We start from the raw sequence: 24,347 nt of genomic DNA on the forward strand, positions 1-24,347 counted from the left end.
CTCGCTGGCACCTTCAAACCACACGCCTGGTCCCTTCGGGGGCCGGGCGTGTGTGTTTGCGGCGCCGGCAAACGTACAGCCGGCGCGGTGCCGCCGTAGCGGCACCGACCCGCATCAGGCCTGGATCGCGGCGCGGATGCGCGCTTCCACGTCGTTCAGTTCGCCCACGCCATCAACGCGCGCGAGGGTGCCGCGGCCAGCGTAGAAATCCACCACCGGCGCGGTCTGGTCGTTGTAGACCTGCAGGCGCTGGCGCACCGATTCGGGATTGTCATCGGCGCGGCCCTGTTCGGCGGCGCGGCCGGCGATGCGCTCGACCAGCAGTTCGGTCGGCACGTCCAGCTGCACCACGGCATCCAGCGGCTGGCCGATCTTGGCCAGCAGGCTGTCCAGCGCGTTGGCCTGGGCCACGTTGCGCGGGTAACCGTCGAGGATGAAGCCCTTGGCCACATCGTCCTGGCCCAGGCGCGACTCGAGCATGCCCAGCAGGATGTCATCGGACACCAGGTTGCCGGCATCCATCACAGCCTTGGCCTGCTTGCCCAGCTCGGTGCCGGCGGCGACTTCAGCGCGCAGCAGATCACCGGTGGAAATGTGCGCAATCGAGAGATGTTCCTTCAGGCGCGTCGCCTGCGTCCCCTTGCCCGAACCGGGCGGTCCCAACAGAACCAATCGCATCAACCTGACTCCAACTTGGTAAGAAAATGGAAGGGCGCGCGCCCCGGGATTGCCCACAATCACGCTGCACCGCAATACGCGCACTTTACCCCATACCGGTAATGTCTCTGCAATGTCCTTCCCCCAGACCAAGGTCGCATCATGTCCAACGGTACCCTGCTCTACGCCCAGTCAGGCGGCGTCACCGCCGTCATCAATGCCACCGCCTCGGCGGTCATCAGCACCGCAAGGGCCAAAGGAATCAAGGTCTTGGCCGCGCGCAACGGCATTCTCGGCGCGCTCCGCGAGGACCTGATCGATACCTCGAAGGAGACCGCCGCCGCCATCGCCGCCCTCGCCCATACCCCCGGCGGCGCGTTTGGCTCGTGCCGCTACAAGCTCAAATCGCTGGAGGCCGACCGCGATAAGTACGCGCGCCTGCTCGAGGTGCTGCGCGCCCATGACGTGCGCTGGTTCCTCTACAACGGCGGCAACGATTCGGCCGATACCGCCTGGAAGGTCTCCCAGCTGGCCAAGGCCTTCGACTACGACCTGACCTGCATCGGCGTGCCCAAGACCATCGACAACGATCTGGCCGTGACCGATACCTGCCCGGGCTTCGGCTCGGCCGCCAAGTACACCGCCGTCTCCGTACGCGAAGCAGCACTGGATGTGGCCGCGATGGCCGAGACCTCGACCAAGGTATTCGTCTACGAGGCGATGGGCCGCCACGCCGGCTGGCTCGCGGCGGCTGCGGGCCTGGCCGGCCAGGGCGCCGATGACGCCCCACACATCATCCTGCTGCCCGAGCGCGCGTATGACGAAGCGGCGTTCCTGGCCAAAGTGAAACAGGTGGTCGAGCGCGTGGGCTACTGCGTAGTGGTCGCCTCCGAAGGCATCCAGACCGCCGACGGTCGCTTCGTCGCCGATGCGGGCGGCGGCACCGATTCGTTCGGGCACACCCAGCTCGGTGGCGTGGCTTCGCAGCTGGCCGCGCGGGTCAAGGATGGGCTGGGCTACAAGGTCCACTGGACCCTGCCCGACTACCTGCAGCGCTCGGCACGCCATCTGGCCTCCAAGACCGACTGGGAGCAGGCACAGGCGGTGGGCAAGGCGGCGGTGCAGTTCGCGCTGAAGGGCCAGAACGCGGTGATGCCGGTGATCGTGCGCACCAGCGACACGCCTTACCGCTGGAAGATTGAAGCGGCCCCGCTGCACAAGGTGGCCAACCACGAGAAGAAGATGCCGGCCGGCTTCATCCGCCGCGATGGCTTCGGCATCACCGACAAGGCCCGCGCCTATCTCGCCCCGCTGATCAAGGGGGAAGCCCCGTTGCCGTACGGGTCCGATGGGCTGCCGAAGTACGTGACGCTGAAGAACGTGGCGGTGAAGAGAAAGCTGCCTGCCTTCGAGGCGTAATCGACCCGGTAGTGCCGGCCGCTGGCCGGCATCGTCGGGCTGTCCGGCGCTCGGGTAGTGCCGGCCGCTGGCCGGCATCGTCGCGCTGTCCGGCGCTCGGGTAGTGCCGGCCGCTGGCCGGCATCGTCGGGCTGTCCGGCGCTCAGGTAGTGCCGGCCGCTGGCCGGCATCGCGGCGTCCGGGAGCGTCCTGGGCGCCGGCCAGCGGCCGGTTTCATCGCGCATCTGACGGTCCGCGTGGAGCCGGCCAGCGGCCGGCACTACCCGCCGTTACGGGGCGTCAGTTGCAGGCCTTGCCCTCGACCTTCATCTGCGCGGCGAACATCGGCACCTGGGCGATCTTGCCGGCAGCCGCCTGCTTCTTGGCGTCTTCCAGGTAGATGCGCGACTGGCCCTGCCCATCGAGTTCCGGCTTGGTGGTAACCGGCATCCGCCACACGCGCACCACCGCCTGCTGCGCCGGGCAGGAGGCATTCGGCACGCGGATCACATCATTGAGCTTCCAGCCCTTGGCTTCGCTGGGCTGCGCCTTCTCGTAATCGACGAAGCGGGCACGCGGCTGGCACTGCTCGCTGGTGCGGACCACGGCGAATTTGTACGGCTGTGCCGCCTCGCCGGTGAACACGCCTTCCAGCCGTGCGCAGGCTTCGGGAATCTGGCGCAGCGTGTGGGCCGCGAGTACCGCCTGCGGTGTGCCGGCGGCGCGCTGCAGCTCGGGGGTTTCGGCGGCGAAGGCGGACACGGCGGGCAACAGGGCCAGCCACAACAGATGACGGGGGGACATGGCAGGACTCCAACGGCGGGGGATGGGCCGAGGCTGCCAGTGGATGGCTGAACGGCGTGGCAAAGGCGGCCCTTCGTCCGGATCTGCGCGGTTGCCGGCCAGCGGCCGGCACTACCTCCATCGTTGGCGATCCGGGCACGCACGCGCAGTTTGAAATCCTTGCTGGCATGCATCGAGGATTTACCCGCATACTCCGGCCACCAGGGATTGCTGAACACCGCCACACGCTTGAAGACCGGCACGGTCTGAACGGGTTGGTTCATGGTTGCAGCCTGTTGTGCCCCCGCGTGGAGACGTTCATCCGTTCACTGGATGTCATTCCATCACCCGGGAGGGGACATGCTGGAACGTTACGGGCTTTCTCTGGCGCTGTTCTGCGCCATCCTCGCGATTCTCTACGGCATCGTGTCGGCACGCTGGATCCTCCGGCAACCGGCTGGCAATGCCCGCATGCAGGAAATCGCCGCCGCCATCCAGGAAGGCGCGCGCGCCTATCTCAACCGTCAATACCTGACCATCGCCATCGCCGGTGCCGTGCTGTTCGTGCTGGTTGGCCTCTTCCTCAGCTGGTACACCGCGATCGGCTTCGCGATCGGTGCCGTGCTGTCCGGCGCGGCCGGCTACATCGGCATGAACGTTTCGGTGCGTGCCAACGTGCGCACGGCCGAGGCTGCCCGCAACGGCCTGAGTGCGGCCATGGATGTGGCCTTCCGCGGCGGTGCGATCACCGGCATGCTGGTGGTCGGGCTGGGCCTGCTGGGCGTGGCTGGCTACTACGCGCTGCTGCTGCGACTCGGGCTGGATGTGGCGCAGACGCTGCACGCCCTGGTCGGGCTGGCGTTCGGCTCGTCGCTGATCTCGATCTTCGCGCGGCTGGGCGGTGGCATCTTCACAAAGGGCGCCGATGTCGGCGCGGACCTGGTCGGCAAGGTCGAAGCCGGCATCCCCGAGGATGACCCGCGCAACCCGGCGGTGATCGCCGACAACGTGGGCGACAACGTCGGCGACTGTGCCGGCATGGCCGCCGACCTGTTTGAAACCTACGCCGTCACCGTGATCGCCACGATGCTGCTCGGCAACCTGATGATCGCCGAGGCCGGTGCGAATGCGGTGCTGTATCCGCTGGTGCTGGGCGGCGTATCGATCATTGCCTCCATCGTCGGCGCGCTGTTCGTCAAGGTGAAGCCCGGTGGCTCGATCATGGGCGCGCTGTACAAGGGCGTGATCGTGTCCGGTGTCCTGGCCGCCATCGCGTTCTATCCGATCACCACCCAGCTGATGCCCGACAACGCGCACGGTGCGCTGAACCTGTATTTCTGCGCCTTGATCGGGCTGGTGCTGACCGGGCTGATCGTGTGGATCACCGAGTACTACACCGGCACCCAGTACAAACCGGTGCAGCACGTGGCGCAGGCCTCCACCACCGGGCACGGCACCAACATCATCGCCGGCCTTGGTGTCTCGATGAAGTCCACCGCCCTGCCGGTGATCGCGGTGTGCGTGGCAATCTGGCTGGCGCACTACTTTGGTGGCCTGTACGGCATCGCCATCGCCGCGACCGCGATGCTCTCGATGGCCGGCATGATCGTGGCGCTGGACGCTTACGGTCCGATCACCGACAACGCCGGCGGCATCGCCGAGATGGCCGAACTGCCGCCGGAAATCCGCGACATCACCGATCCCCTCGATGCCGTCGGCAACACCACCAAGGCGGTGACCAAGGGCTACGCGATCGGCTCGGCCGCGCTGGCCGCGCTGGTGCTGTTCGCCGACTACACGCACAACCTGCAGGCCGCCAATCCCGGCGAGGTCTTCGCCTTCGACCTGTCCAACCATGAGGTGATCATCGGCCTGCTGATCGGCGGCCTGATTCCCTATCTGTTCGGCGCGATGGCGATGGAAGCGGTGGGTCGTGCGGCGGGCGCGGTGGTGGAGGAAGTACGCCGCCAGTTCCGCGAGATTCCCGGGATCATGGACGGCACCGGCAAACCGCAGTACGACCGCGCGGTGGACCTGCTGACCCGCTCGGCGATCCGCGAAATGATCATCCCGTCATTGCTGCCGGTCGCGGTGCCGGTGGTGGTCGGCCTGCTGCTCGGGCCGCGCGCACTCGGCGGCCTGCTGATCGGTACCATCGTCACCGGCCTGTTCGTGGCGATCTCGATGACCACCGGCGGCGGTGCGTGGGACAACGCCAAGAAGTACATCGAGGATGGCCACTTCGGCGGCAAGGGCAGCGAGGCACACAAGGCCGCGGTCACCGGCGATACCGTCGGTGATCCCTACAAGGACACCGCCGGCCCGGCGATCAACCCGCTGATCAAGATCATCAACATCGTGGCATTGCTGCTGGTGCCACTGCTCTGAGGCAGGACGGACGCGCTGGCCTCATGCCAGCGCGTCCGTGCCGCGCGTGTGACACCCGCTTCAGCGCCGCCGGAGAAAGAACGTCACCGGCACCATCACCTCCACCGGGTCGCCGGTGATCTCCGCTGGCGGTGGCGGCAACGGGCTGCCGCGCCGCACCGTGGCCAACGTTTCCTCGTCCAGCAGCGGATGGCCGCTGCTCTGGCCCAGCCGGATGTTGGAGGCGTTGCCCTGCCGGTCCACCGAGAAGCGCACATGGGCCACACCCTGCTGGCGCAGACGCTCGGCCTGGCGCGGGTAGCGGCGGTACTGTTCCAGATGGCCCAGCAGCAGGCCCTGCCAGGTCACGGCCGCGCTGCCCTGGCGGCCGGCGACCGTCTGCGTGGCGGCATAGCGCTCGGATGGCCGTGCGGACACCGCCGGCGGCGCCAGCGTCTGGTCCACGTTGTGCTGGTCCGTCGGCGCTGCTTCGCGCGGTGTCTGGCGACGCAGGACGTCCTGCGCGTCCGGGGTGTCGTCCGGCGGCAGATCCACCTTCGGCACCGGCGTCGGCTCGGGCCGATGCTGTTCCTGCTGCAACGGCCCGGGTGGGATTTCTTTCGGCGGTACGGACGGCGCCTCGGGTACCGGCGCCAACTCCATCATCACCGCTTCCACCGGCGTATCGTTGACCCGCACCGGCGCTCGCTGCTGCCACCACAGCGCGCCGCCGATCAGCACGGCATGCGCGGCAAGGACCAGCGCCAGACTGCCTACCCAGCGCAGCATTGCGGCGGTGTCGCGGCTCATTCGCTGCGCTGCTCCACGCCCACCAGCGCGATCCTGCGATACCCGGCCGCGCGCAGCGCGTTCATGGTCTGCATCAGCTCGCCATAGGGCACGCTCTGATCGGCACGCAGGTAGATGCGCTGTTCGTGGTCGCCAGCGGTCAGCCGCTCCAGCGTGGCATCCAGCCCGTCAGTGCCGACCGGCACATCGTTGACGCTCAGCGACAGATCGGCCTGCACCGAGAGGAACACCGGTTCGGCATCGCGTGGCTGCGGCTGCGCGGTGCTGGCCGGCAGATCCACCGGCGTATCCACCGTGGCCAGCGGCGCGGCGACCATGAAGATGATCAGCAGCACCAGCATCACGTCGATAAAGGGGGTGACGTTGATGTCGTGGCTTTCTTCCAGTGCGTCGTCGTCGTGGCGGGCGGTCTTGATGGCCATGGCCGGTCCTCAGCGCGCGTCGCGCACGGCCGGCGCATTGCCGAGGCGGTCCAGATCGCGCGAGACCAGTTGCTGCACGCCGGCCGAGAGGTCACCGAGCAGCCCGCGGATACCGGCCAGCACACGGGTGAAGTGGTTGTAGATCACGACGGCGGGAATCGCCGCGACCAGGCCGAGCGCGGTGGCCAGCAACGCCTCTGCGATACCCGGCGCGACCACGGCCAGATTGGTGGTGTTGGCGTGGGCGATGCCGATGAAACTGTTCATGATCCCCCACACCGTGCCGAACAGGCCGACGAACGGGGCGATCGCGCCGATGCTGGCGAGCAGGCCGACCCCGGTGCGCAGCTGGCGTGCATGCGCCAGTTCGATGCGTTCCAGGCGAGAGGCGACCCGCTCCTTGATCCCGACCGGATCCTGCGCGTCCTGCGAGAGGCGCAGCTCGGTGCGGGCCGCGTCGATCAGGTCATGCGCTGCGCCGTCGTCCAGCAACGGATGCGTCTGCGGCACCGGCAGCTGTGCGGCCTGCAACAGCAGCGCGCGTGCCTGGCGCAGCCGCGTGCGTTGCCGGCCCAGTTCCCAGGTCTTGGCCACCAGCACCGTCCAGGTGGCGATCGAGGCGAGCGCCAGCCCGATCATCACGGTCTGCACGACGCCATCGGCGGCCTGGTACATGCCCCAGGGGGTCAGGTCAAGCGGCAGTGCCGCCACGGCGGCAGGAAGAGCGATGGGCAAGGTCATGGGGACGTCATCAGTCAGAGGCATCGCGGCACCGTGCAGCGCCGGAGGCAGGAAAGGGGCGAAGAGTATCGGGGCTAGGCGGTGGGAATCAGTACCGGGCAGACAGCACGTTCAGCGCTCCGGCGGACGGTCGGCCGTGGCCGACGGCCGCGGCGCAGGCCGTGACAGCACATAGGCCGCACTGGCCGCAAAGAACAGGCCGACGCCCACCAGCAGCGGCCAGGACGGATGCGCGCCCCAGCAGAACATGACGAAGCCGAACGCCATGCCGGCGCCGGCGAAGGCCTTGCCCTTGCGGCTGATCGCGCCCTGCTCGCGCCACAGGCGCAGCGGTGGACCATAACGAGGATGCTCGAGCAGCCGACGTTCGAACGTCGGCGAGCTGCGCGCGAAGCAGCCGACGGCCAGGATCAGGAAGATCGTGGTCGGCATCACCGGCAGCAGTGCGCCGATGACGCCCAGCGCCACCATGATCCAGCCCAGGCCGAACCAGAGCCAGCGCATCATTGGCGGCGGTTGCGGCCCGGCGCGACGCGCCTGGAAGGCGCAGCGGTCATGCGAATTCTTCCTCGACATGCCCGTGCACGCTGCGGAACGCCGCATCGGCCGCATCGATCACCTGCTGCTCCTGCACCTCGGTCAGCGCGACACCATCCAGCGCGGCGGTGAACTCGCGCCAGTGGCGGGCAGCACCATCGGGATGGGCGGCCAGATGGCGCGCGCCAAAACCACTGTCCAGACCCAGCCTGGCAGCCATCTTGTAGAGCACGGTGCCACCGAGGTTGGAGCCTTCGGCGACGTACAGCCAGCCCAGGGCGACCGGCAGCGGCAGGTCGCCATCCAGGTACGTGGATGCCGGGAGCGGCAGGGTCTGTTCCAGGTCGGACAGGTCGCGGGCGATCAGCGGCAGCCGGCGGCGCTCGTCCAGATCGGGCAGCAGTGCATCCAGCGCGGGGTTGCCGTACAGCGCGTCGATATCGCGGTGGAAGCGGTACTGCACGCGCAGGAACTTTGCGAACAGGTCGCGGCTGGCGAAGATGTCGCCGGCCATGATGCGCTTGTCCAGCGCGCCGTGGCTGTCACGGGTGGCCGCCTTGAGACGTTGGCTGCGGGTGGCTTCGGGAGTATCGATGACGATCATGGCACTGCTTGGGTGGGGAAGTGGGGCACGGTTCTCTGTTGAAGACGTCTGGCACGGGGGCAACCCCAAGCCCATTGTCGCGTGATCAGCGGTGCGACCGTCACATGCCACCGTCACGGCCTTGCCCCGATAATACGGACCACGCCCTGCCACTGGAATGACACGATGATCACCACCGAACCGCGCATGACCAATCTGTTCCTGCAGCTCGGCCTGGACGCCAGCGAGGAAGCGATTGCCGCCTTCATCCGCGATCACCAGCTGTCCAACGAGATCCGCCTGATCGAAGCGCCCTACTGGAACGACGGGCAGCGCCAGTTCCTGACCGAGCAGCTGCGCTCGGATGCGGAGTGGGCGATCGTGGTCGATGAGCTCAGTGAAGCGCTGCACGCCGATGCGACCGTACAGGCCAACGCCGGCTGAGCGATCGCCGGATGCCGATACCGGCCGCGCACCCTGTGTGCAGGCCGGAGGCACGCAGGGGCCGGCAATGCCGGCCCCTGTCGTGTCCGGACATCAGTAGCGGTAGGTCAGCGCCAGCCGCACGGTCCGGCCCGGTGCGGGCATCACGCCCAGCGCCAGCGGATCGAGGTAGTAGCGGTCGGTCAGATTGTCCACGTTGAGGTCCACCGCGAACTGCTCGCTGGCCTGCCAGCTGGCGAACAGATCCACGATGGTCGCCGCGCGGTACAGCTGCTGGATCGCCGACAGGCCGACGTTCCATTCCTTGTCCAGCGCGCTGATCGGGCCGGCGTTGTGGATCACCCGGGTACCAAAACTCAGGCGCTGGTCGAACAGCCGCGAACCCAGGGTCAGGTTGACGTTGTAGCGCGGCGGGTTCTGGGTGTTGCTGTAGGACCCTTCAAAGCCACCATCCACGCAGTCCGGGGTGTTCTTCAGTTCCTCGATCCTGCGCTGGATACCGTAGGCGCGGCGCTCGGCGGCAATGTCCGGCGCACAGGTCTTGGCCTGGAGGTAGTAATGCGCGGACAGATCGGCGAACACCGAGCCGCTGTCATAACTGGACTGGAACTCCACGCCGGCGACCTTGAAGCGGTCCACGTTGCGGATCAGGCCGGCCGACAGGGTGCGGTAATCGCGGGTGATCAGATCATCGATGCGCGTGTTGAAGTAGGCCAGCTTGAACCCGGCCTGGTCGCCCTCGGTGAACAGGCCGTGGCGCACCGTGCTCGCGCCGATTTCCCAGGTCCCTGCCCGCTCCGGTTTGAGCTCACCGGTGGGCTTGGCCGCGGTGAACAGGCCCAGCGTGGTTTCGAACAGGCTCGGCAGCTTCACGCCTTCGGCGTACTTCACGTACACCATCGTGTCTTCGTCAAAGCGGTAGGCGACGCTGGCGCTGGGCATGAAGGCACTGTCGCGGCGACGGATCGGCTGCGACCAGGTCCAGCTGACCGGTACGCGCAGGTCTTCGGCGTCATCGGCGTCGTAGAAGTTCCAACCGGTGATGTCACCGACCGTCCCCTTCTCGTACGGGGAGGCCAGCAACGAGGCCTCGGTGAACTGGCCGTTGGCATCGGGATACCAGTTCAACATGGCGATGCGCTTGGCGCGCCATGCCGGCAGGTTCGGGTTGCCGTCCAGCAGCTGGGTGTAGCGATACTGACCGATCACGCCGTAGCTGTCCGGCGTGGCCAGGCGGTTGCGGTCGTGCACATTGACGCGGTTGTAGCGGCCACCGACCACCACTTCCCAATGCTCGTCCGGCTGCCATTTGACCGAGGCCACCGCGCTGTACTCCTTGCGCTCGGCGTTGCGCAGGAAGCGGTTGTTGACCAGGTCGTCGTGCATGACCGGTGAATGCGGGCCGGGGCCGACGTCCTCATCGCTGAAGGACAGGCCGTAGTCCAGCGTGAACAGCCCGGCGCCGGAATCCAGGTGCGTGGTGTTGCCCACATCGAAGCCGAGCCGGGTCTGGGTCAGCTCATTGCGGTAGGCGTCCTTGTAGCCCGGATCGGTATTGAACGACGGGCCGTCGTACCACTCGGTGCGGCGATCGAAGTACCACGGAGTGATGCCGGTCAGGCCGTTGTACATCAGGCTGTCGGCGTCGGTGTACCAGAGGTTGGCCTTCAGATCGATCAGCTCATTGTCCGGGTTGAAGCGGTAGCGCAGGTTGTAGGCATCCATGTCCACATGGCCCGGATCCCACTGCGGCACGCGGTCGCGGTCCACGCGGATGATCTGCGAGGCCATGATTTCGCCGGCGGTGCCTTCATAGCGGCGGTAGCCGGCTTCCAGCGTCTGGTTGTCGTCGATGCGCCAGGTGCCCTTGAGCAGGAACGACGCCGAGCGCGAGGAGGTGTTGAACACCTCGGTATCCGGCGGATTCAACGGCGCCAGGGTGCGCCGCGTCTGCGGGAAATCGTCGTAGCCGTGCTTGCCCGAGAAGTAGTTGCCGTTCTCGCGCCATGCGTACGCCGCGACCAGGTCGACGCGATCCCACTGCTTGGCCGTGGCGATGTTGAAGAACTGGCTGCCCAGCGCGCTGCGGTCGGTACGCGGTGCGGCGTCATAGGCGGGTACGTTGTTGGCGCTGGCATTGGCCATGCCGGTGCGCACGCGCAGCCCGGCATCGCGACCATCACGCAGTACGTCGTCGATCTTCAGCGTTTCCATCTCGACCACGCCACCGATGCCACCGGACGCATTGACGCCCAGACTCGGCCCCTTGGTGATGGTGATGTTGGAGATCAGGTCCGGATCGAGATAGGTGCGCTGCGACTGGCCCGCGTAGCCACGGTAGGTATCCATGGTGGACTGCCCACCGTCGATGATCACCGGGATGCGGCTCTGGCCCTGGATGCCGCGGATGTTCACGTCCAGCGCGTTGGCGGTACGCGGATCGCCCGCGGTGACGCCGGCCACGCCCTTGACGATGTCCGAGGTGGAGGTGCCGCGGAAGCGCTCGATGGTGGCGCGCGCGATGTAGGCACTGGAACCCGCCGTGCGGTACACCTCCAGCGCACGCTCGGCATCGCCGCCGCCCTCGATGCGGTTACCGGCCACGCTCAGCGCATCGGTGACGATCAGGCCATCGTCGTTGGCTGCCGCCACGGCACGCTCCAGCGTGACCGCTTCCGGCCCGACCTGGCGCAGGCTCAGCCCGCTGCCCTGCAGCAGGCGCAGCAAGGCAGACTGCACATCCATCTGCCCGGCCACCGCCGTGGAGGTCACGCCTTCGGCCAGCGCGGCCGGATAGGCGACCTGCACACCGGACTGGCGCATGTAGGTGCGCAGCGCATCGGACAGCGGCTGGGCGGGAATGTCGAACCGCAGCGTTGCCGCAGCGGGTGCCGCGCTGGATTGGGCGAATGCCGGCAGGCCGGGCGCAGCCGCCAGGCCAGCCGTGAGCAGAGCGATGCAGAGACGTGACGGGCGCGGACGATGGCCCGCGCGGGTGGAGATGCGCATGGAAAAACCTGTCAGAAGATCAGTGCCGCAGAGGCGGGTCACCCGCACACGGGTGCGGATGCAGCGGACGTACGTGGCGGCGGCGGGTACGTTGTGCCGAGTAAGACGAACGAACCGGGCACAGCCCCAAGACCGGTGCGTGTGCGTGATGCCACGACGGCGGATTCGCGGCGCTACTCCGCCGTGATGCTGGCCGGTGCCACGATCGCCACCCCCATCGGCAGCCGGGTGACGCTCAAGCCAGCGCTGACCGCCAGCGCGTCCAGTGCCTGTTCGGGCCGGTCGATGCGGAAGGCGGCGTTGACGGCGGGCAGAGCCGACAGATCGCCACGCACGAAGGTGGCGCCAGCGCGATAGCGCGCGATGCGCCGCACCGCATCCTCGACCCCGGTCGCCTCGAGCAGCAGTTCGCCCTCGCGCCATGCGGCGATGCGGTCAAGGGCGACGTCCTGCTCCCGCGTGACCCGCCCGCCCGGTGCAAAGCGCGCGCGCTGCCCCGCGTCGAGATACGTCCAGCCCGCCCGATCGGCCGCTGCGACCCGGACCCGGCCCTGTTCGACCCTCGTTTCCACGTGATCGTCTTCTCTGGCGACCGCGAACGCCGTGGAGATGTCTTCGATCACACCGCCCTGCGCCTCCACCTGGAACGGACGCGCCGGATCGGGCGTCACCTGGAACCAGGCGTGCCCGCGCAACAGCGCGATGCGGCGCACCTGCCCGTCGTACCGGACCGCGATGGCACTGTCGGCATCGAGCACGGCGCGGCTGCCATCGGGCAGCGCCACGGCCTGGATGCCCGTCCCGCTGCGGTGATCGGCCTGCAGCCGCAGCCACGCCTCCGGTGCCATCCACGCCAGCGCGAGCGCCGCCGCGGTTGCCGCCCCGACCAGCGGCCACCGCGGCCGACGCCGTGACCGTGTTGCCGCCGCCGCGGGTACCGGTCGCGGCCCGAGGCTGCGCCACAGCTGGCGCTCGTATTCGAAGGTGCGGCGATTGTCCGGCTCGGCCAGCCACTGCTCGAAGGCCTGCATCTGCACCGGCTCGACCGCGCCGGACGCCAGCCAGGCAATCCAGGCACGGGCCTGGACGGCAGCAGGGTCGGATGGCGGCAAAGGTCGGGACATCGGAGGCTGTTGGGGCGGGCTCATGGCTGGCGGTGGATCGCGCGATCACGCGCGGACGAAGAAGAGGCCGGAAGGGACGGCATTATGATCAAGACGGATGGGAAACGGGCTTCCCCAAGCCCAGCGGGTGCCGCTCAGCGCCCGGTGCGCGCCCAGGCCAATCGCTGCAGTGCAGTGCGCACGTGGTTTTCCACGGTCGTCACGGACACGCCCTGGCGTTTGGCGACGTCCACCTGGGTCATGCGCTGCAGGCGGTTGAGGCGGAAGATGGTGCGGGTCGGCTCGGGCAGGTGCTCGGCCGCGTCCAGCACGCGCTGCAGTTCGTCCTGCGCCATCGCCTGCTCTTCGGTCGAGAGCGCCTCCTCCGGGCCCCACAGGTAGTGCTCGGCCAACAGGCGCGTGCGGCGCGTGCGCTCACGGCCATGATCGGTCGCCAGGTTGGCGGCCAGCCGGTACAGATAGGCACGCGGGTTGCTGATCGGTTGCCCGCTGTCCACGCCCCGGGCCTTGAACCAGATGGACTGGATCACATCCTCTGCGCCGCTGTCGCTGCCCAGAATGCGCTGCACCAGACGCAGCAGCGCCGGGCGTTCGCGGATCAACAGCTCGGTCAGGGTAGTGGCGTTGGTGGACATGGGCCGATGCACGAAGCGGGACCGCAGGGACACGGCAACCCGTAAGGCGCGGCATGTTACTCCGCAAATGAGAATCAGTCACGTTTGGCGCAGCCGTCATGGCGACAGCCCCTGGCTCACAGACAGACGGTCAGACCCTCATAAATGCTGTCGCGGGTACCAGGCAACGGCGCATGGAGTGGATCCTCGCCTTCCAGCGTACCCAGCAGATCGGACAACGGCGTGTTGCCAGCCAACGGCAACCGGCACGCCCAGGTCTGCGCATCCACCTGTATCCGGCCGCTCCTCATGTCTACACGGGCCGTACTGCCCGTAAACGTCCACAGACACTCGCCGACGTGGCCGGTAGCCGCGTCCACCGAGCAGCGGAAACGAAGCGCCTGCAGGTTGTGGTATTCCCCCTCGCAGAAGGTATCGCCACAGACCTGATCGAAGCCGCGCACCAGGCGTGCCTCCGCCGCCCGGAAGCGCTCCCAGCCCGCCGTCTGGTTCGGATACAGCCGCGCATCGACATACGCGCGTCCGCCGTTGGCCTCCACGGCAGCAGCGCCCCAGGCAGTAACCAACAGCACTACACCGGCGATAGCCGTACGCATGAGTGTTCTCCTGTAGATGGCATCCAATGCCGGGCGATCAGTTCAGGCAATCAGACAAGGCGTCATGCAGCGAGAAGAACGAGCCTGGCAAGGGCCGGAGCAAGGCCCCCCGGCGCTCAAGCGCTGCCTGCAGCATCTCCACCGGCGTATCGGCGCCCAATGGGGCGGCGCAGACCCAGGCACGGCTGTCAGGCAGAACCCGGCCCGTCGGGGTGTCCACATCGAGGTTGCCGGCGCCGACGACCAGCGCGCACGCGTGTACCGTCCCCGTCGCCCGCCACACCGAGCATCGGAACTGCAGCAGCACGTGGTTGCTGTACGCCCCTTCGCAGTAGGTATCCCCGCACAGGTCATGGAACTCGGCGCCCAGGTGGTCCTGCAGCGCGTAGAAACGGTCCCAGTTGGCCTCTTTGTCCGGGTAGTCGACCAGGTCGACATACCTTCCCGGGTGGGCATCGGCGGGCTGGACACCCGCGCTGGCCACCAGCGAGAAGGGGAGCAGCGTGCGGGCCATCAGGCGGGTCAGTGTCATCGGCATGCTCCTGGCGGGTAGAGCTGCATGATCCTCATGCGCTCTGGTTCCCGACATCAGGCGCCATCCCGATGAACGGTCGGGGTTCCCGGCAGGCCGATGTGGCCAAGCCCCCACCCAGCGGACGCCCCCTTTCGGGTGCAGCGCCCCATCCGCGCCGCCGTCGCGCTGCACGCTGGCCGCCAATGGGCCTAAAATGGCGGACTTTGCGCCGTACCCCCTCTCAGCTGGAGCACACCCATGGGTCTGGAACTCGTTTCGCCGGGCAAGAACCCGCCGGAAGAAATCAACGTCATCATCGAAATCCCGAAGGATTCCGAGCCGGTGAAGTACGAAGTGGACAAGGAAACCGGCGCGATCTTCGTCGACCGCATCCTCTCCACCCCGATGCGCTACCCGTGCAACTACGGCTACGTGCCGAGCACCCTGTGCGGTGATGGCGATCCGGCCGACGTGCTGGTGGTGCTGCCGCTGCCGCTGGTCCCGGGCTCGGTGGTGCGTTGCCGTCCGGTCGGCGTGCTCAAGATGAGCGATGAAGCCGGCAGCGACGAGAAGATCCTGGCCGTGCCGATCTCCAAGGTGTTCAGTGGCTATGCCCACGTCGAGGACATCGAGCAGGTGTCCAGCCACTGGCTGGAGCGCATCGGCCACTTCTTCGAGCACTACAAGGACCTGGAAAAGGGCAAGTGGGTCAAGCTCGATGGCTGGGGCGGCGCCGCCGAAGCCAAGAAGATCCTGGTCGAAGCGCACCAGCGCTACCTCGGCAACATCGCCTGAGACTGACCGGCGTCGCTCCGGCACACCGTTGCCGGAGCGATGCGCATCACGTTTTTTCAATGCGGCACATCACTATTCGTGCCGGATTGGGTACATTGCGTCTCTTCACACCGTCCACGGTGCGTTTCACCGTGGTCAGCCAGGGGACCGTGTCGTGCGCATTCTGCTTGTTGGGGACGAAGCCAGCCTGTCGGCTGAGCTGTTGGAATTCATTGCCGATCTTGGGGAAGAGTGGCAACCGCTGACCGCGACCGATGGCCAGAGCGCCATGGGCATCGTTGCCGGCTCGCCGGTGGATGCGGTGATCGTGTGCCCGCAGTTGCCCGATCTCAACGCTACGACACTGCTCGGCCAGATCCGCACGCTGCGCCCTGAAACCATCCGGATCGCGCTGGTGGATGCCGAGCATGGCAACCGCCCGCCGCCGGCGCGCCTGATCGGCGTGGCCCATCGCTTCCTGCCGATGCCGCTGGCCCCGGAGGTCCTGCTCGAAGCCCTGACCAGCCTGGAAGAGCTGCGCGAACTGCTGGACAGCGCGCGCCTGCGCAGCGCCATCGGCCGGATCGAGAAGCTGCCCTCCCCGCCGCATCTGTACCTGACCCTGACCCAGGCGCTTGAGCACGACGACGATACCAACACCGCCGACGTGGCCAAGCTGGTCGCGGCCGACCCGGCCATCGCAGCCAAGGTGCTGCAGCTGTCCAACTCGGCATTCTTCAACAATGGCCGGATCATTTCCGACCTGCGCACCGCCGTGACCCGCCTGGGGCTGTCGACCCTGCGTGATCTGGTCCTGGCCAGCGAAGTGTTTTCCGCGCAGCCGCTGTCCGGTGCCGAGCGCAACTCGCTGCAACAGCGTGCGCTGCTGGCCTCCCGCCTGGCCGCCAAGCTGCTGCCGGAGTCCAGCGCCGAACTGGGCGCCACCGCGGCCCTGCTGGCCGACATCGGCCTGCTGCTGCCGGGCGTACGCAACGAACGCACCGCCGAAGACCCGGCAGAGAATCGCCCGGGTCACGCCGAGGCAGGCGCCTACCTGCTGGGGCTGTGGGGCCTGCCGATGCCGATCATCGAGGCGGTGGCCTTCCACCTGCAGCCGCAGCGCTCGAACACCCGCAGTTTCTGGGTGACCGGTGCGGTGCATGTAGCACTGGCGCTGATCAATGGCGATCCGGTGGACGAGGAGTATCTGCAGCGGGCCGGCGTGCTCAACAAGCTCCCGCAGTGGCGCGATCACGCCAACGCACTGATGGGGCTGGTCGCCAGCGACGCCTGAGTGCGGGGTAAAGCGTTCTCAAAGGATGGCGCGCCCTGTGGCGCGCCATCGTCGTTTCAGCGCTGCGGACAGGCGTCCAGCACGCACAAGCGCCACAGGCGCTCGCACATGGCGGCGGAGCCACCGTCGGCGAGGCATTCGATGCGGACCTCTTGGCAGTAACGCCCTCCTGCGCAGACGATCAAGCCGGGCGATGCACTGGCCGCGGTCGCCAGGGAGGCAAGCAGTACAGCGGAAATCTTCTGAGCGAGCGTCATTTTCATATCGATCTCTCAATCGTCCACGATTGGACCGATTGACGGTATCAACTGAATTTACGCCCGAAACGTGAGGCGGATCACCTTTCGCTGAAACTCAGACTTTCCTTACCCCACAACGCAAGGAGGGCGGACCTTGCGGCCCGCCCTCCTTTCTTTTTACGCCATTGCTTCGATGGATCAGAAGCGCTGGGTGTACTTCAGGTAGTAGAACCGACCGATGTCGAAGCCGCCGTAGTAGGAGAAGCTCGAGTTCGGCTGGCTGTACATCACCGGGCCTTCGTGGTTGAACACGTTGTTCGCGCCCGCCGAGATGGTGGCATCCCACGGGGTGGTGTAACGCACCTGCAGGTCATGGAACGTGTTCGAACCGGTGTTGCGCACCGGGATCGCCAGCGTATAGGCCGACGAGTAGCTCGGGTTGTTGCACTCCGGGCCGCCTTCGCGATCGTAGGCGCACTCTTCCTTCAGGCCGGAGTAGTAACGCATGCCCCAGTTGACGCCGAAGTTGCCCAGGCTCCAATCGATGTTCAGGTTGGAACGCACGCGGAAGTTGCCGCCCCAATCGCCGGTGCCCCAGCCAGTGTGCTGCTCGACAGCGGTTTCAGCTTCGTTGTCGCGCTTGTACTCGAGGTAGTCCACATAGGTGGTCTTCCAGTCGATGACGACATTGCCGAAGGACAGTTCCGGCAGACGGTAACGGATACCCAGGTCGTAACCTGCGGTTTCCTGGTAGCCGCCGTTGATCAGCGTACGGGTCACGTCGACGACCTGACCGGAGTCGGTGTCACGGGTGACACGGTCACAGGCGTTGGCGTTGTTCAGCACGTAGCACTGGTTGAGGATCGAGGTGACCGACTCCGCCGCGATGACGTTGTCGATGCGGATCTTCCACCAGTCCAGGCTGACATCCAGGCCCTGCACGAAGTTCGGGCTGTAGACCAGGCCGACGGTCCAGGTCTTGGAGGTTTCCGGCAGCAGGCCATCATTGGAACCGGACAGGTACGGGTAGTTCGACTGTGCACCCGGGCCGGTGGCATCAATGCCACCCGACGCTTCCTGACGGAAGTTGGCCGGCACCGCGCCGCCGCAACGGGCAGCGACGTCGGGGTTGCGCACGGCTGCACCGAAGGCGGTGTCGCACGGGTCGGTGTACTTGTCGAAGCTCTGCGAAGTGCCACCGTACAGGTTGGCGACGGTCGGCGCACGGAAGCCGGTGGCATAGGTGCCACGGACCAGCAGGTCGTCGATCGGCTTCCACTTCAGGCCGAACTTGGAGTTGAACGTGTCACCGAAGGTGTTGTAGTCCGAGTAACGGCCGGCCATATCGACCGACAGTTCCTTGGCGAACGGCAGATCGGCGAGGATCGGCACGTTCAGTTCCAGGTAGAACTCGTCCAGCTTGTAGCCACCGGCGGTCGGCGCACCGGCCAGGTCGGTGCTCAGGCCCGACTGCAGCAGCGCATCCGGGTTGTACTCGGCTTCTTCTTCGCGGTGCTCGTAGCCGGTCGCGAAGGACAGGTCGCCGGCCGGCAGGGTCACGATGGCGCCGCTCAGGTTGGCGCTGTAGACCTTGCTGGTGGTCAGCGAGGTGTCGTGGGTCGGCAGGAACAGGTACTTCTGCAGATCCGGGTTGGACAGCGAACCGTCGGCGGTGGAGCCGTACGGCAGCAGCGGGTTCCACGGGGTGCAGCCGGCGATCGGAGCCGCGGCAGTACCGCACTGGGCAATACCGTTGGCATCCAGGTACGACGGGCCCACGGCATTCTTCACGTTCGGAATGAACAGATTGCCGGTGCCGGTCTTGACGCCCTTGTTCCGGTTGTAGACGTAGCCCACATCCCAGTCGAAGTACTTGTCGGCAAACTCGAACGAGCCTTCCAGACCGCCGCTGAAGCGGAAGGTGTTGAGCTCGGACTTGGTCTGACGCGGCACTTCCCACGTACGACGCATGAAATCAACGTCGGTATCGAGCGGGTTGAAGACGCTGTTGGCGTCCATCTGGGTGTCGTAGGCAGCCGAACGGTACGGGTAGCCGGCGATCTGCTGGAGCGCTTCGCGTTCGGTGTACAGAACGCTGGCGGTACCGCGGATGTTGTCGGTGAAATCGAACTGGCCGTTGGAGAAGACCGAACGACGCTTGATGCCGGTCGACAGGAACATCTGCTGCGACGGGTTGGACAGATCGGCGTTGCCCAGATCGTGGTAATCGCCGAAGTTGTTCGAGGCGCCGCCCGGGTTCAGGACGTAGTTGCCATCATCGGTAACCAGCACGCCCTTCTCGGTGATCGCGCTCCAGCCGTTGGTGTCCTCATCGGTCGGGACCGGATGGCGGTAACCGTTGGCCGAGGCGCTGTAGCGACGGTTCTTGGCCAGAACCGGCTTTTCCTCGCTGTACTCGGCGCCAAGGGTGATCGAACCGCGATCGCCGGTCTGGCCGTACACGAAGTTGTAGGTGGTCTTGTCGCCGTCGCCCTGGCCGTACTGGCCCTTGTAGACGCTGGCTTCCAGACCGTCGAAGTTCTTGCGGGTGATGATGTTCACCACGCCGGCGATCGCGTCGGAACCGTAGATCGCCGAAGCGCCATCGGTCAGGACTTCGATGCGCTCCACGACCGAGGTCGGGATCGAGGCGAGGTCGGTGTAACCGCCGGAGCTGACGCCCATGCGCTTGCCGTCGAGCAGCACCAGCGTGCGCTCCGGGCCGAGGTTGCGCAGGTCGACGTACTGGCCGCCAACTTCTTCACCCGAGGACAGCGCATCGGCGCGGCTGATGGCCGGCGAGCCGGTGGCCGACAGGTTCTGGACGATGTCGGCGACGCTGGTGAAGCCCTGCTTCTCGATGTCGGCGCGCTGCAGCGCGATCACCGGCTGGGCGGTCTCGGTGCTGGCCTGACGGATACGTGAGCCGGTGACCTGGATGCGGTCCAGGTCGGTCGTGCCGCTTGCTTCCTGCGCCGAAGCAAAGGCCGGCGTCAGGGCAAGCGCAATGCCGGCGGGCAGAAGGCCCAGCCGCACTGCGGGAGTACGAAAATTCATTTATCTCTCCGAGGTACGTTAGTAGCGTGTTAAAAACGCCTCGGAAAGTTACGATTGCGTTGCAGTGAATTATTTGCGTGAGACAACCGAAGACTTTGCCGAATCTGGCGAGAGATTCGCACCGGCCTCACGATAGCGTGACGCGGACAGTCCGAAGCGGGCTCGAAACGCCCGTGCGAAGCTGCAGCAGTTGTCAAATCCACTCGCTGCCGCCACCTCGCCCACCATCATGTCCGTGTCGCGCAGCAGATCGGCGGCGCGCTCCAGGCGCAGGCGCGCGGAAAGCGATTGCGGGCTTTCCGCGTACAGGCTCTGGAACGTCTTTGACAGGTACCAGCTGGAGAAATTGGTCAGTTCGGCCAGCTCACCAATGCGCACGACGCGGTGGCTGTTGCCCTCAAGGTACAGACGGGCGCGCTGCATGCGTCCGAAGACCTGGCGCTTGCGGCTGCGCGAACGCCCCGGGCAGCGCTGTACGCCCGTCGCCATGCCCTGCTGCAGGGCGGCCAGATGCAGCAGCACCGGGCGCAGGGCCTGGGTAGGATGGCCAGTGGCCAGGACGTCACGCCACAGCCGCAGGGCGACGCGGGCGTCGCTGCGGCTCATGCTGCCGCGGCCCGCGTAGAGACTGCAGTCGGTGAGCTCACCCAGCGCGCGCAGCGCGTCCGGCGCCAGGCTCAGCCCGATGCACAGGCCGTCGCGGCCGGCCTGGACCATGGGGCGGGATTCCTTCTCGAAGGCGATCCACTCACGCTGGCGCAAGCGGAACCGCCCTTCCTTGGACTCGACCCACGCACTGCCCCGCAACTGGATCCACACGGTGAAGGTCGTCCCGGGACTCTGCAGACTGCCCAACCGGGCCACACCCAGACAGGTGGGCAACGGACCGTCGTCAACGACCTTGTCCAGGGAGAGCGATTGACCGCGATCGGCCAGGGAGAGCTGACGCATGACTTCACCAAGAGTTTGCCTTTGCTGGCCTGCAGTCTTGCCAAATCAGGCCGCTGCCTCAGGAAGTCCTGGCGAGATTGATACGAATTCGAGACGAGGACGCCACGAAGAAGTTACGAAGGGTTTTTTGTTTTTAAAATCATAGACTTGACGAACCCCGGAAAGAGCGACGGTACGCGCTCGGGGAGCGACATCACGCCGATGTCAGTGCCATCGGCCACCGCCAGCGCGACATACAGCGCCTCCCCGCCGGGCCCTGCGCTGAATCCATTGCTGGCGCTGAGGCGGTCTGCATCCAGGCAATGCTCCTGATCGGCGATCGGCTGTGCGATCCGGGTGAACACCGTGGCGCAATCAGAGCGATTGGAAAGATAGTCGATCCCCCCCTGCGCGGACACGGTCCAGGTGCGATACCGCCAGCGCGTGGGGCGGTCTTCGCTGATCTGGCGGATGCTCTGTGAACTCAGCGCAGCGTCGGCCTGCCAAAGCCCCCCTGCCGAGAGCCGGGTGAACAATACGCGCTCGCCGGCGACGTCATAACGCGCCTGGGAAACGCCCTCGATGCTGCTGATCAGTCGCCACGGGGTCAGGCTGCGATCGAACAGCGACAGACGCATCCGCTCATCACGGTCGCGTTCCACCACCAGCACCTGCAGCGGATCCTTGCCGTACAGCGCCTGCAATGGCTGGCGCACCGGAACCGGCAGACGCAACGTCTGCTCATCGCGCGGGGAGACCTCATAGATCCCGGGGTTGGCATGCTCATCGCGCCCCAACACCAGCACCCGCTTGCCGTCATGCGACCAGTCCGAGGCCTGGCGCGCTTCGGGCCTGAGGCCCTCGATCGGACGCAACGACTCAGGTCGCTGCAGATCCGCCCACCACAGCGCATAGCTGCCCGAACGGTCCGAAGAAAACACGATCTGCTGACCGTCCGGAGAGACCATGGGCTGCGAGTCACGGCCTCCCGAGGGGAACAGTCGCTGCGGCACACCCAGCCCGCCTGCCTCCACCGGCACACGGAACAAGCCGAACTGGGGGCGCCGATGTACGAAGGCGAGCATGTCGTTCGCCCGGGAAACGGTGGGCGACTGCGCATCGTCAAGACCAACGTCGCGCAGAACGCGCGTATCGGTATCGAGCTCATACAGACGCGATTCGCTGTCGACCCGGCGGCCGAACACGATGTGGCGACTGTCGCCGCGCCAGGCCCAGCCACGGATCTCCGCCGAATCATCGGTCAGCTGCTCCGGACTGCCCCCCTCGGCCGGCATGCGCCACAGATCGCCGATCTGCGGATTGCGCACGAACACGATCCAGCGCCCATCCGGTGAGTACCGCGGTGCATATTCGAAGTTGTCGCTGCCAATGTCGTAGTCGAGCGGCTGCCAGCGGCCGCTGGCGATATCCAGGGTGCGGATGCCGCGCTGCGCATACCGTCCGGACAGCGAGCCGAAGACCAGGCCGCGACCGTCCGGGGTCCAGTCGAAACTGAGCAGCTCAGTGCCGTCGCAACGGGTCACATGGCGCACCGCCCCACCCGTCGCACTGGCGATCAACACCTCGCAGCTTTCGGCCGGGCCGAACCGGGCGAACGCGATCTCACGGCCATTGGGCGACCAGCTCGGGAAGCGGTCGGACATGCCCGTGGGCGGCTCGACCAGCACGCGTGCCGGTGCATTACCGGAGGTCTGCACCTTGATGACACTGCCCGGTCGGCTGGGCACATCGGCTTCATAGGCGATCTGCGATCCATCCGGGGACAGCGTGGGATACGTTTCAAATCCTGCCGTGGCGGTAATCAGGCGATACGGGCGTTGAGGACTACCGATCACCCGCGTGCCGTCCTCCACCGCGGCCTCGACCGCTGAGGCCGGCGGATCGCGTTGCATCAGCATGGCGGCCATCACCAGCAGCGCCACCACCATCACCAGCCCGACGACCATGACCGCGTAGCGGCGGATGCGCCGCCGACGACGTTTGATCGGGTCCTGCGGGGGCGGTGCATGCGGCAGTGCCGCCGGTACGTGCGCGGCGGCGAGCACAGGCGTGGAGGCCGACGGCAGCGCGGGCTCGAGCAGCAGCACAGGTGCGGCATCGTCGACCACGCTGACCGGCATCAGCAGGCGGTAACCGGTCTTGGCAATGGTTTCGATATAGGGTTCGGCCGCATCGTCATCAGTGGCGAAGGCCTTGCGCAGCTGGGTGACCGCCTGGGTCAGCACGTCGTTGGTCGGCAGCGTATCCGGCCAGACCTCCGCAAACAGTTCATCACGGGTAACCACCGCCCCTGGAGAACGCAGCAGCGCCTTGAGAACACCCAATGCTTTGGGTGTCAGTCGACGTGGGCGACGCAGGCCTTCGCTCATCACTTCCCGCGAGGAGAGAGTAACGAGGAAGTCGCCGATTCGAATCACATCGGCGGAGGGGCGCTCACTGTCGTTGCTGATCATCCAGGACACGAGGAAAATGCAAAAAACCACTGGAATTCACGCGAACGTCACAATCGATACACGAGGACGAACCGCCAGATTCCGCACACGCCATCGGCGCAAACCGCAAAAACACCGAGGCGCGCGAATACTAGCCTATGCCGGTTAACCGCGCCTGTGCGTGCGGCCGACAACAGGCTCTCTCTCGCCGATGAATTCACATAAAACGCGTCAACATTCGCGCCTTCTGGCGCGAATTTTTTATGTTGGATTCAGTTTCGTGCACGGGTCAGCATGGTGAGTCCCACCAGCCGCGAGACCACCAACGCCACGTACATCACGCCTGCGAACTGCTCCAGCATCACCAGCGCGCGCGCCTGGGAATGGATGGGCACCACATCGCTCAAACCGACCCCGGACAGCAAGCTGAAGCTCAGATAAAGCAGCTCCATCCAGGTGCGCAGTTCGCTCTCGCTGGCCGCCACGAAACTGCCCGGGTACCACTGCTGGCATACCGCGAAAGCGAAGGCGAAGGCCCACGCCAACAGCGTGAAGGTGGCTCCCGCCGCGAACAGCTCATCGCGGGTCACCTTGTGGTCCTGGAGCATGTAGGCGATCAGGCTGCCCGCCGTATAGAAATACAGCAGGCATTCCAGCAGCTGCGCGGTGGTGACCAGCGCCGGGCGCTCCAACAGAGCGCCTGAGATGGAAAACACCACCGAAGGAATGGCCAGCACCAGCGCCACCCACATGCCGAGCGGGCTGCGTCGTACCACCCACAACGCCAGGCCAAGCACGGCGATGCCGAACGCCCCGAACAGGGCGCGGCTGGCGCCAGCCTCGTCCATTGCCGGATACAGCAGCACCCCGAGCAGCTGCACGGCCAACAACCAGGCCGAGGGATGCCGGCGCGCGATGGCCAGCCATTTGGTGCTGCGTGCTATCGCCATCGTCGTCCCCATCCCTGCCTGGTCGCGCCG

Annotated in this window: 22 protein-coding genes; 5 read left to right on the forward strand and 17 right to left on the reverse strand. The window is 66.5% G+C overall.

Annotation, left to right across the window (positions count from 1 at the left end; all coding sequences use genetic code 11):
• Window positions 1–114: 114 nt before the first annotated feature.
• Window positions 115–678 carry an adenylate kinase gene (locus ABE422_RS13530; protein WP_019183836.1) on the reverse strand — a complete coding sequence of 188 codons (564 nt, stop codon included), beginning with the start codon at window positions 676–678 and terminating at the stop codon, window positions 115–117.
• A 141-nt stretch (window positions 679–819) separates the two neighbouring features.
• Between ABE422_RS13530 and ABE422_RS13535 the strand changes: the two genes are divergently transcribed.
• Entirely contained in the window at window positions 820–2,076 is a 1,257-nt protein-coding gene (locus ABE422_RS13535) for a 6-phosphofructokinase (protein WP_346483146.1), read from the forward strand.
• A 279-nt stretch (window positions 2,077–2,355) separates the two neighbouring features.
• On the opposite strand, the gene ABE422_RS13540 is transcribed toward ABE422_RS13535, so the two are convergent.
• Window positions 2,356–2,859 (reverse strand): hypothetical protein, encoded by a 504-nt coding sequence (locus ABE422_RS13540; RefSeq protein WP_346483147.1) that lies wholly within the window; start codon window positions 2,857–2,859, stop codon window positions 2,356–2,358.
• Window positions 2,860–3,198: 339 nt separating this feature from the next.
• Between ABE422_RS13540 and ABE422_RS13545 the strand changes: the two genes are divergently transcribed.
• Window positions 3,199–5,226 carry a sodium-translocating pyrophosphatase gene (locus ABE422_RS13545; protein WP_313209176.1) on the forward strand — a complete coding sequence of 676 codons (2,028 nt, stop codon included), beginning with the start codon at window positions 3,199–3,201 and terminating at the stop codon, window positions 5,224–5,226.
• Window positions 5,227–5,286: 60 nt separating this feature from the next.
• Here the strand turns inward: ABE422_RS13545 and ABE422_RS13550 are convergent, their stop codons facing one another.
• The 5 genes from ABE422_RS13550 to ABE422_RS13570 form a co-directional block, all read right to left on the reverse strand.
• The gene (locus ABE422_RS13550) at window positions 5,287–6,015 is read right to left on the reverse strand and encodes an energy transducer TonB (RefSeq protein ID WP_346483148.1); all 729 of its coding nucleotides are present in this window, start codon (window positions 6,013–6,015) and stop codon (window positions 5,287–5,289) included.
• Window positions 6,012–6,437, reverse strand: coding sequence for a TonB system transport protein ExbD (gene exbD, locus ABE422_RS13555; protein ID WP_313209174.1), 426 nt, complete (start codon window positions 6,435–6,437; stop codon window positions 6,012–6,014). The genes ABE422_RS13550 and exbD overlap by 4 nt, the downstream gene beginning before the upstream one ends.
• A 9-nt stretch (window positions 6,438–6,446) precedes the next feature.
• Window positions 6,447–7,178, reverse strand: a complete 732-nt coding sequence (exbB, locus tag ABE422_RS13560; protein WP_346483149.1) for a tonB-system energizer ExbB — start codon at window positions 7,176–7,178, stop codon at window positions 6,447–6,449.
• A gap of 111 nt (window positions 7,179–7,289) precedes the next feature.
• Window positions 7,290–7,682, reverse strand: coding sequence for a YbaN family protein (locus tag ABE422_RS13565; RefSeq protein WP_346482129.1), 393 nt, complete (start codon window positions 7,680–7,682; stop codon window positions 7,290–7,292).
• A gap of 49 nt (window positions 7,683–7,731) precedes the next feature.
• On the reverse strand, window positions 7,732–8,319 hold the full coding sequence (locus tag ABE422_RS13570; protein ID WP_313209172.1) for a biliverdin-producing heme oxygenase: 588 nt from the start codon (window positions 8,317–8,319) through the stop codon (window positions 7,732–7,734).
• Window positions 8,320–8,484: 165 nt separating this feature from the next.
• Here ABE422_RS13570 and ABE422_RS13575 point away from each other — a divergent pair, with 165 nt between their 5' ends.
• Entirely contained in the window at window positions 8,485–8,742 is a 258-nt protein-coding gene (locus ABE422_RS13575; RefSeq protein WP_259259230.1) for a DUF2789 domain-containing protein, read from the forward strand.
• A 93-nt stretch (window positions 8,743–8,835) separates the two neighbouring features.
• Here the strand turns inward: ABE422_RS13575 and ABE422_RS13580 are convergent, their stop codons facing one another.
• From ABE422_RS13580 to ABE422_RS13600, 5 genes are all read right to left on the reverse strand, one after another.
• On the reverse strand, window positions 8,836–11,751 hold the full coding sequence (locus ABE422_RS13580) for a TonB-dependent receptor (RefSeq protein WP_346483150.1): 2,916 nt from the start codon (window positions 11,749–11,751) through the stop codon (window positions 8,836–8,838).
• 173 nt (window positions 11,752–11,924) lie between these two features.
• Window positions 11,925–12,875 carry a FecR domain-containing protein gene (locus ABE422_RS13585; RefSeq protein ID WP_313209170.1) on the reverse strand — a complete coding sequence of 317 codons (951 nt, stop codon included), beginning with the start codon at window positions 12,873–12,875 and terminating at the stop codon, window positions 11,925–11,927.
• Window positions 12,876–13,009: 134 nt separating this feature from the next.
• Window positions 13,010–13,510: a sigma-70 family RNA polymerase sigma factor gene (locus ABE422_RS13590; protein ID WP_346483151.1), complete on the reverse strand. Its 501-nt coding sequence runs from the start codon at window positions 13,508–13,510 to the stop codon at window positions 13,010–13,012.
• 116 nt (window positions 13,511–13,626) lie between these two features.
• Window positions 13,627–14,106: a hypothetical protein gene (locus ABE422_RS13595; RefSeq protein ID WP_346483152.1), complete on the reverse strand. Its 480-nt coding sequence runs from the start codon at window positions 14,104–14,106 to the stop codon at window positions 13,627–13,629.
• Between the two features lie 37 nt (window positions 14,107–14,143).
• Window positions 14,144–14,638: a hypothetical protein gene (locus tag ABE422_RS13600; RefSeq protein WP_313219650.1), complete on the reverse strand. Its 495-nt coding sequence runs from the start codon at window positions 14,636–14,638 to the stop codon at window positions 14,144–14,146.
• A 240-nt stretch (window positions 14,639–14,878) separates the two neighbouring features.
• On the opposite strand from ABE422_RS13600, the gene ppa reads away from it, so the two are divergent.
• Both ppa and ABE422_RS13610 read left to right on the forward strand, forming a co-directional pair.
• The gene (gene ppa / locus ABE422_RS13605; protein ID WP_019183821.1) at window positions 14,879–15,415 is read left to right on the forward strand and encodes an inorganic diphosphatase; all 537 of its coding nucleotides are present in this window, start codon (window positions 14,879–14,881) and stop codon (window positions 15,413–15,415) included.
• A gap of 154 nt (window positions 15,416–15,569) precedes the next feature.
• On the forward strand, window positions 15,570–16,688 hold the full coding sequence (locus tag ABE422_RS13610) for an HDOD domain-containing protein (protein WP_313209166.1): 1,119 nt from the start codon (window positions 15,570–15,572) through the stop codon (window positions 16,686–16,688).
• A 56-nt stretch (window positions 16,689–16,744) separates the two neighbouring features.
• Here the strand turns inward: ABE422_RS13610 and ABE422_RS13615 are convergent, their stop codons facing one another.
• From ABE422_RS13615 to ABE422_RS13635, 5 genes are all read right to left on the reverse strand, one after another.
• Window positions 16,745–16,951 carry a hypothetical protein gene (locus tag ABE422_RS13615; protein WP_313209165.1) on the reverse strand — a complete coding sequence of 69 codons (207 nt, stop codon included), beginning with the start codon at window positions 16,949–16,951 and terminating at the stop codon, window positions 16,745–16,747.
• A 174-nt stretch (window positions 16,952–17,125) separates the two neighbouring features.
• A complete protein-coding gene (locus ABE422_RS13620) occupies window positions 17,126–19,984 on the reverse strand; it encodes a TonB-dependent receptor (protein ID WP_313219649.1) in 2,859 nt (952 codons plus the stop codon).
• Between the two features lie 69 nt (window positions 19,985–20,053).
• Window positions 20,054–20,935: a helix-turn-helix transcriptional regulator gene (locus ABE422_RS13625; protein ID WP_313209163.1), complete on the reverse strand. Its 882-nt coding sequence runs from the start codon at window positions 20,933–20,935 to the stop codon at window positions 20,054–20,056.
• A 113-nt stretch (window positions 20,936–21,048) separates the two neighbouring features.
• Window positions 21,049–23,388, reverse strand: a complete 2,340-nt coding sequence (locus tag ABE422_RS13630) for a winged helix-turn-helix domain-containing protein (RefSeq protein ID WP_313209199.1) — start codon at window positions 23,386–23,388, stop codon at window positions 21,049–21,051.
• 251 nt (window positions 23,389–23,639) lie between these two features.
• Window positions 23,640–24,317, reverse strand: a complete 678-nt coding sequence (locus ABE422_RS13635; protein WP_313209162.1) for an ion channel — start codon at window positions 24,315–24,317, stop codon at window positions 23,640–23,642.
• Between the last annotated feature and the right edge of the window lie 30 nt (window positions 24,318–24,347).

Origin of the sequence: Stenotrophomonas sp. TWI1151, assembly GCF_039673135.1 — a bacterium.
Taxonomy (GTDB): Bacteria; Pseudomonadota; Gammaproteobacteria; order Xanthomonadales; family Xanthomonadaceae; genus Stenotrophomonas.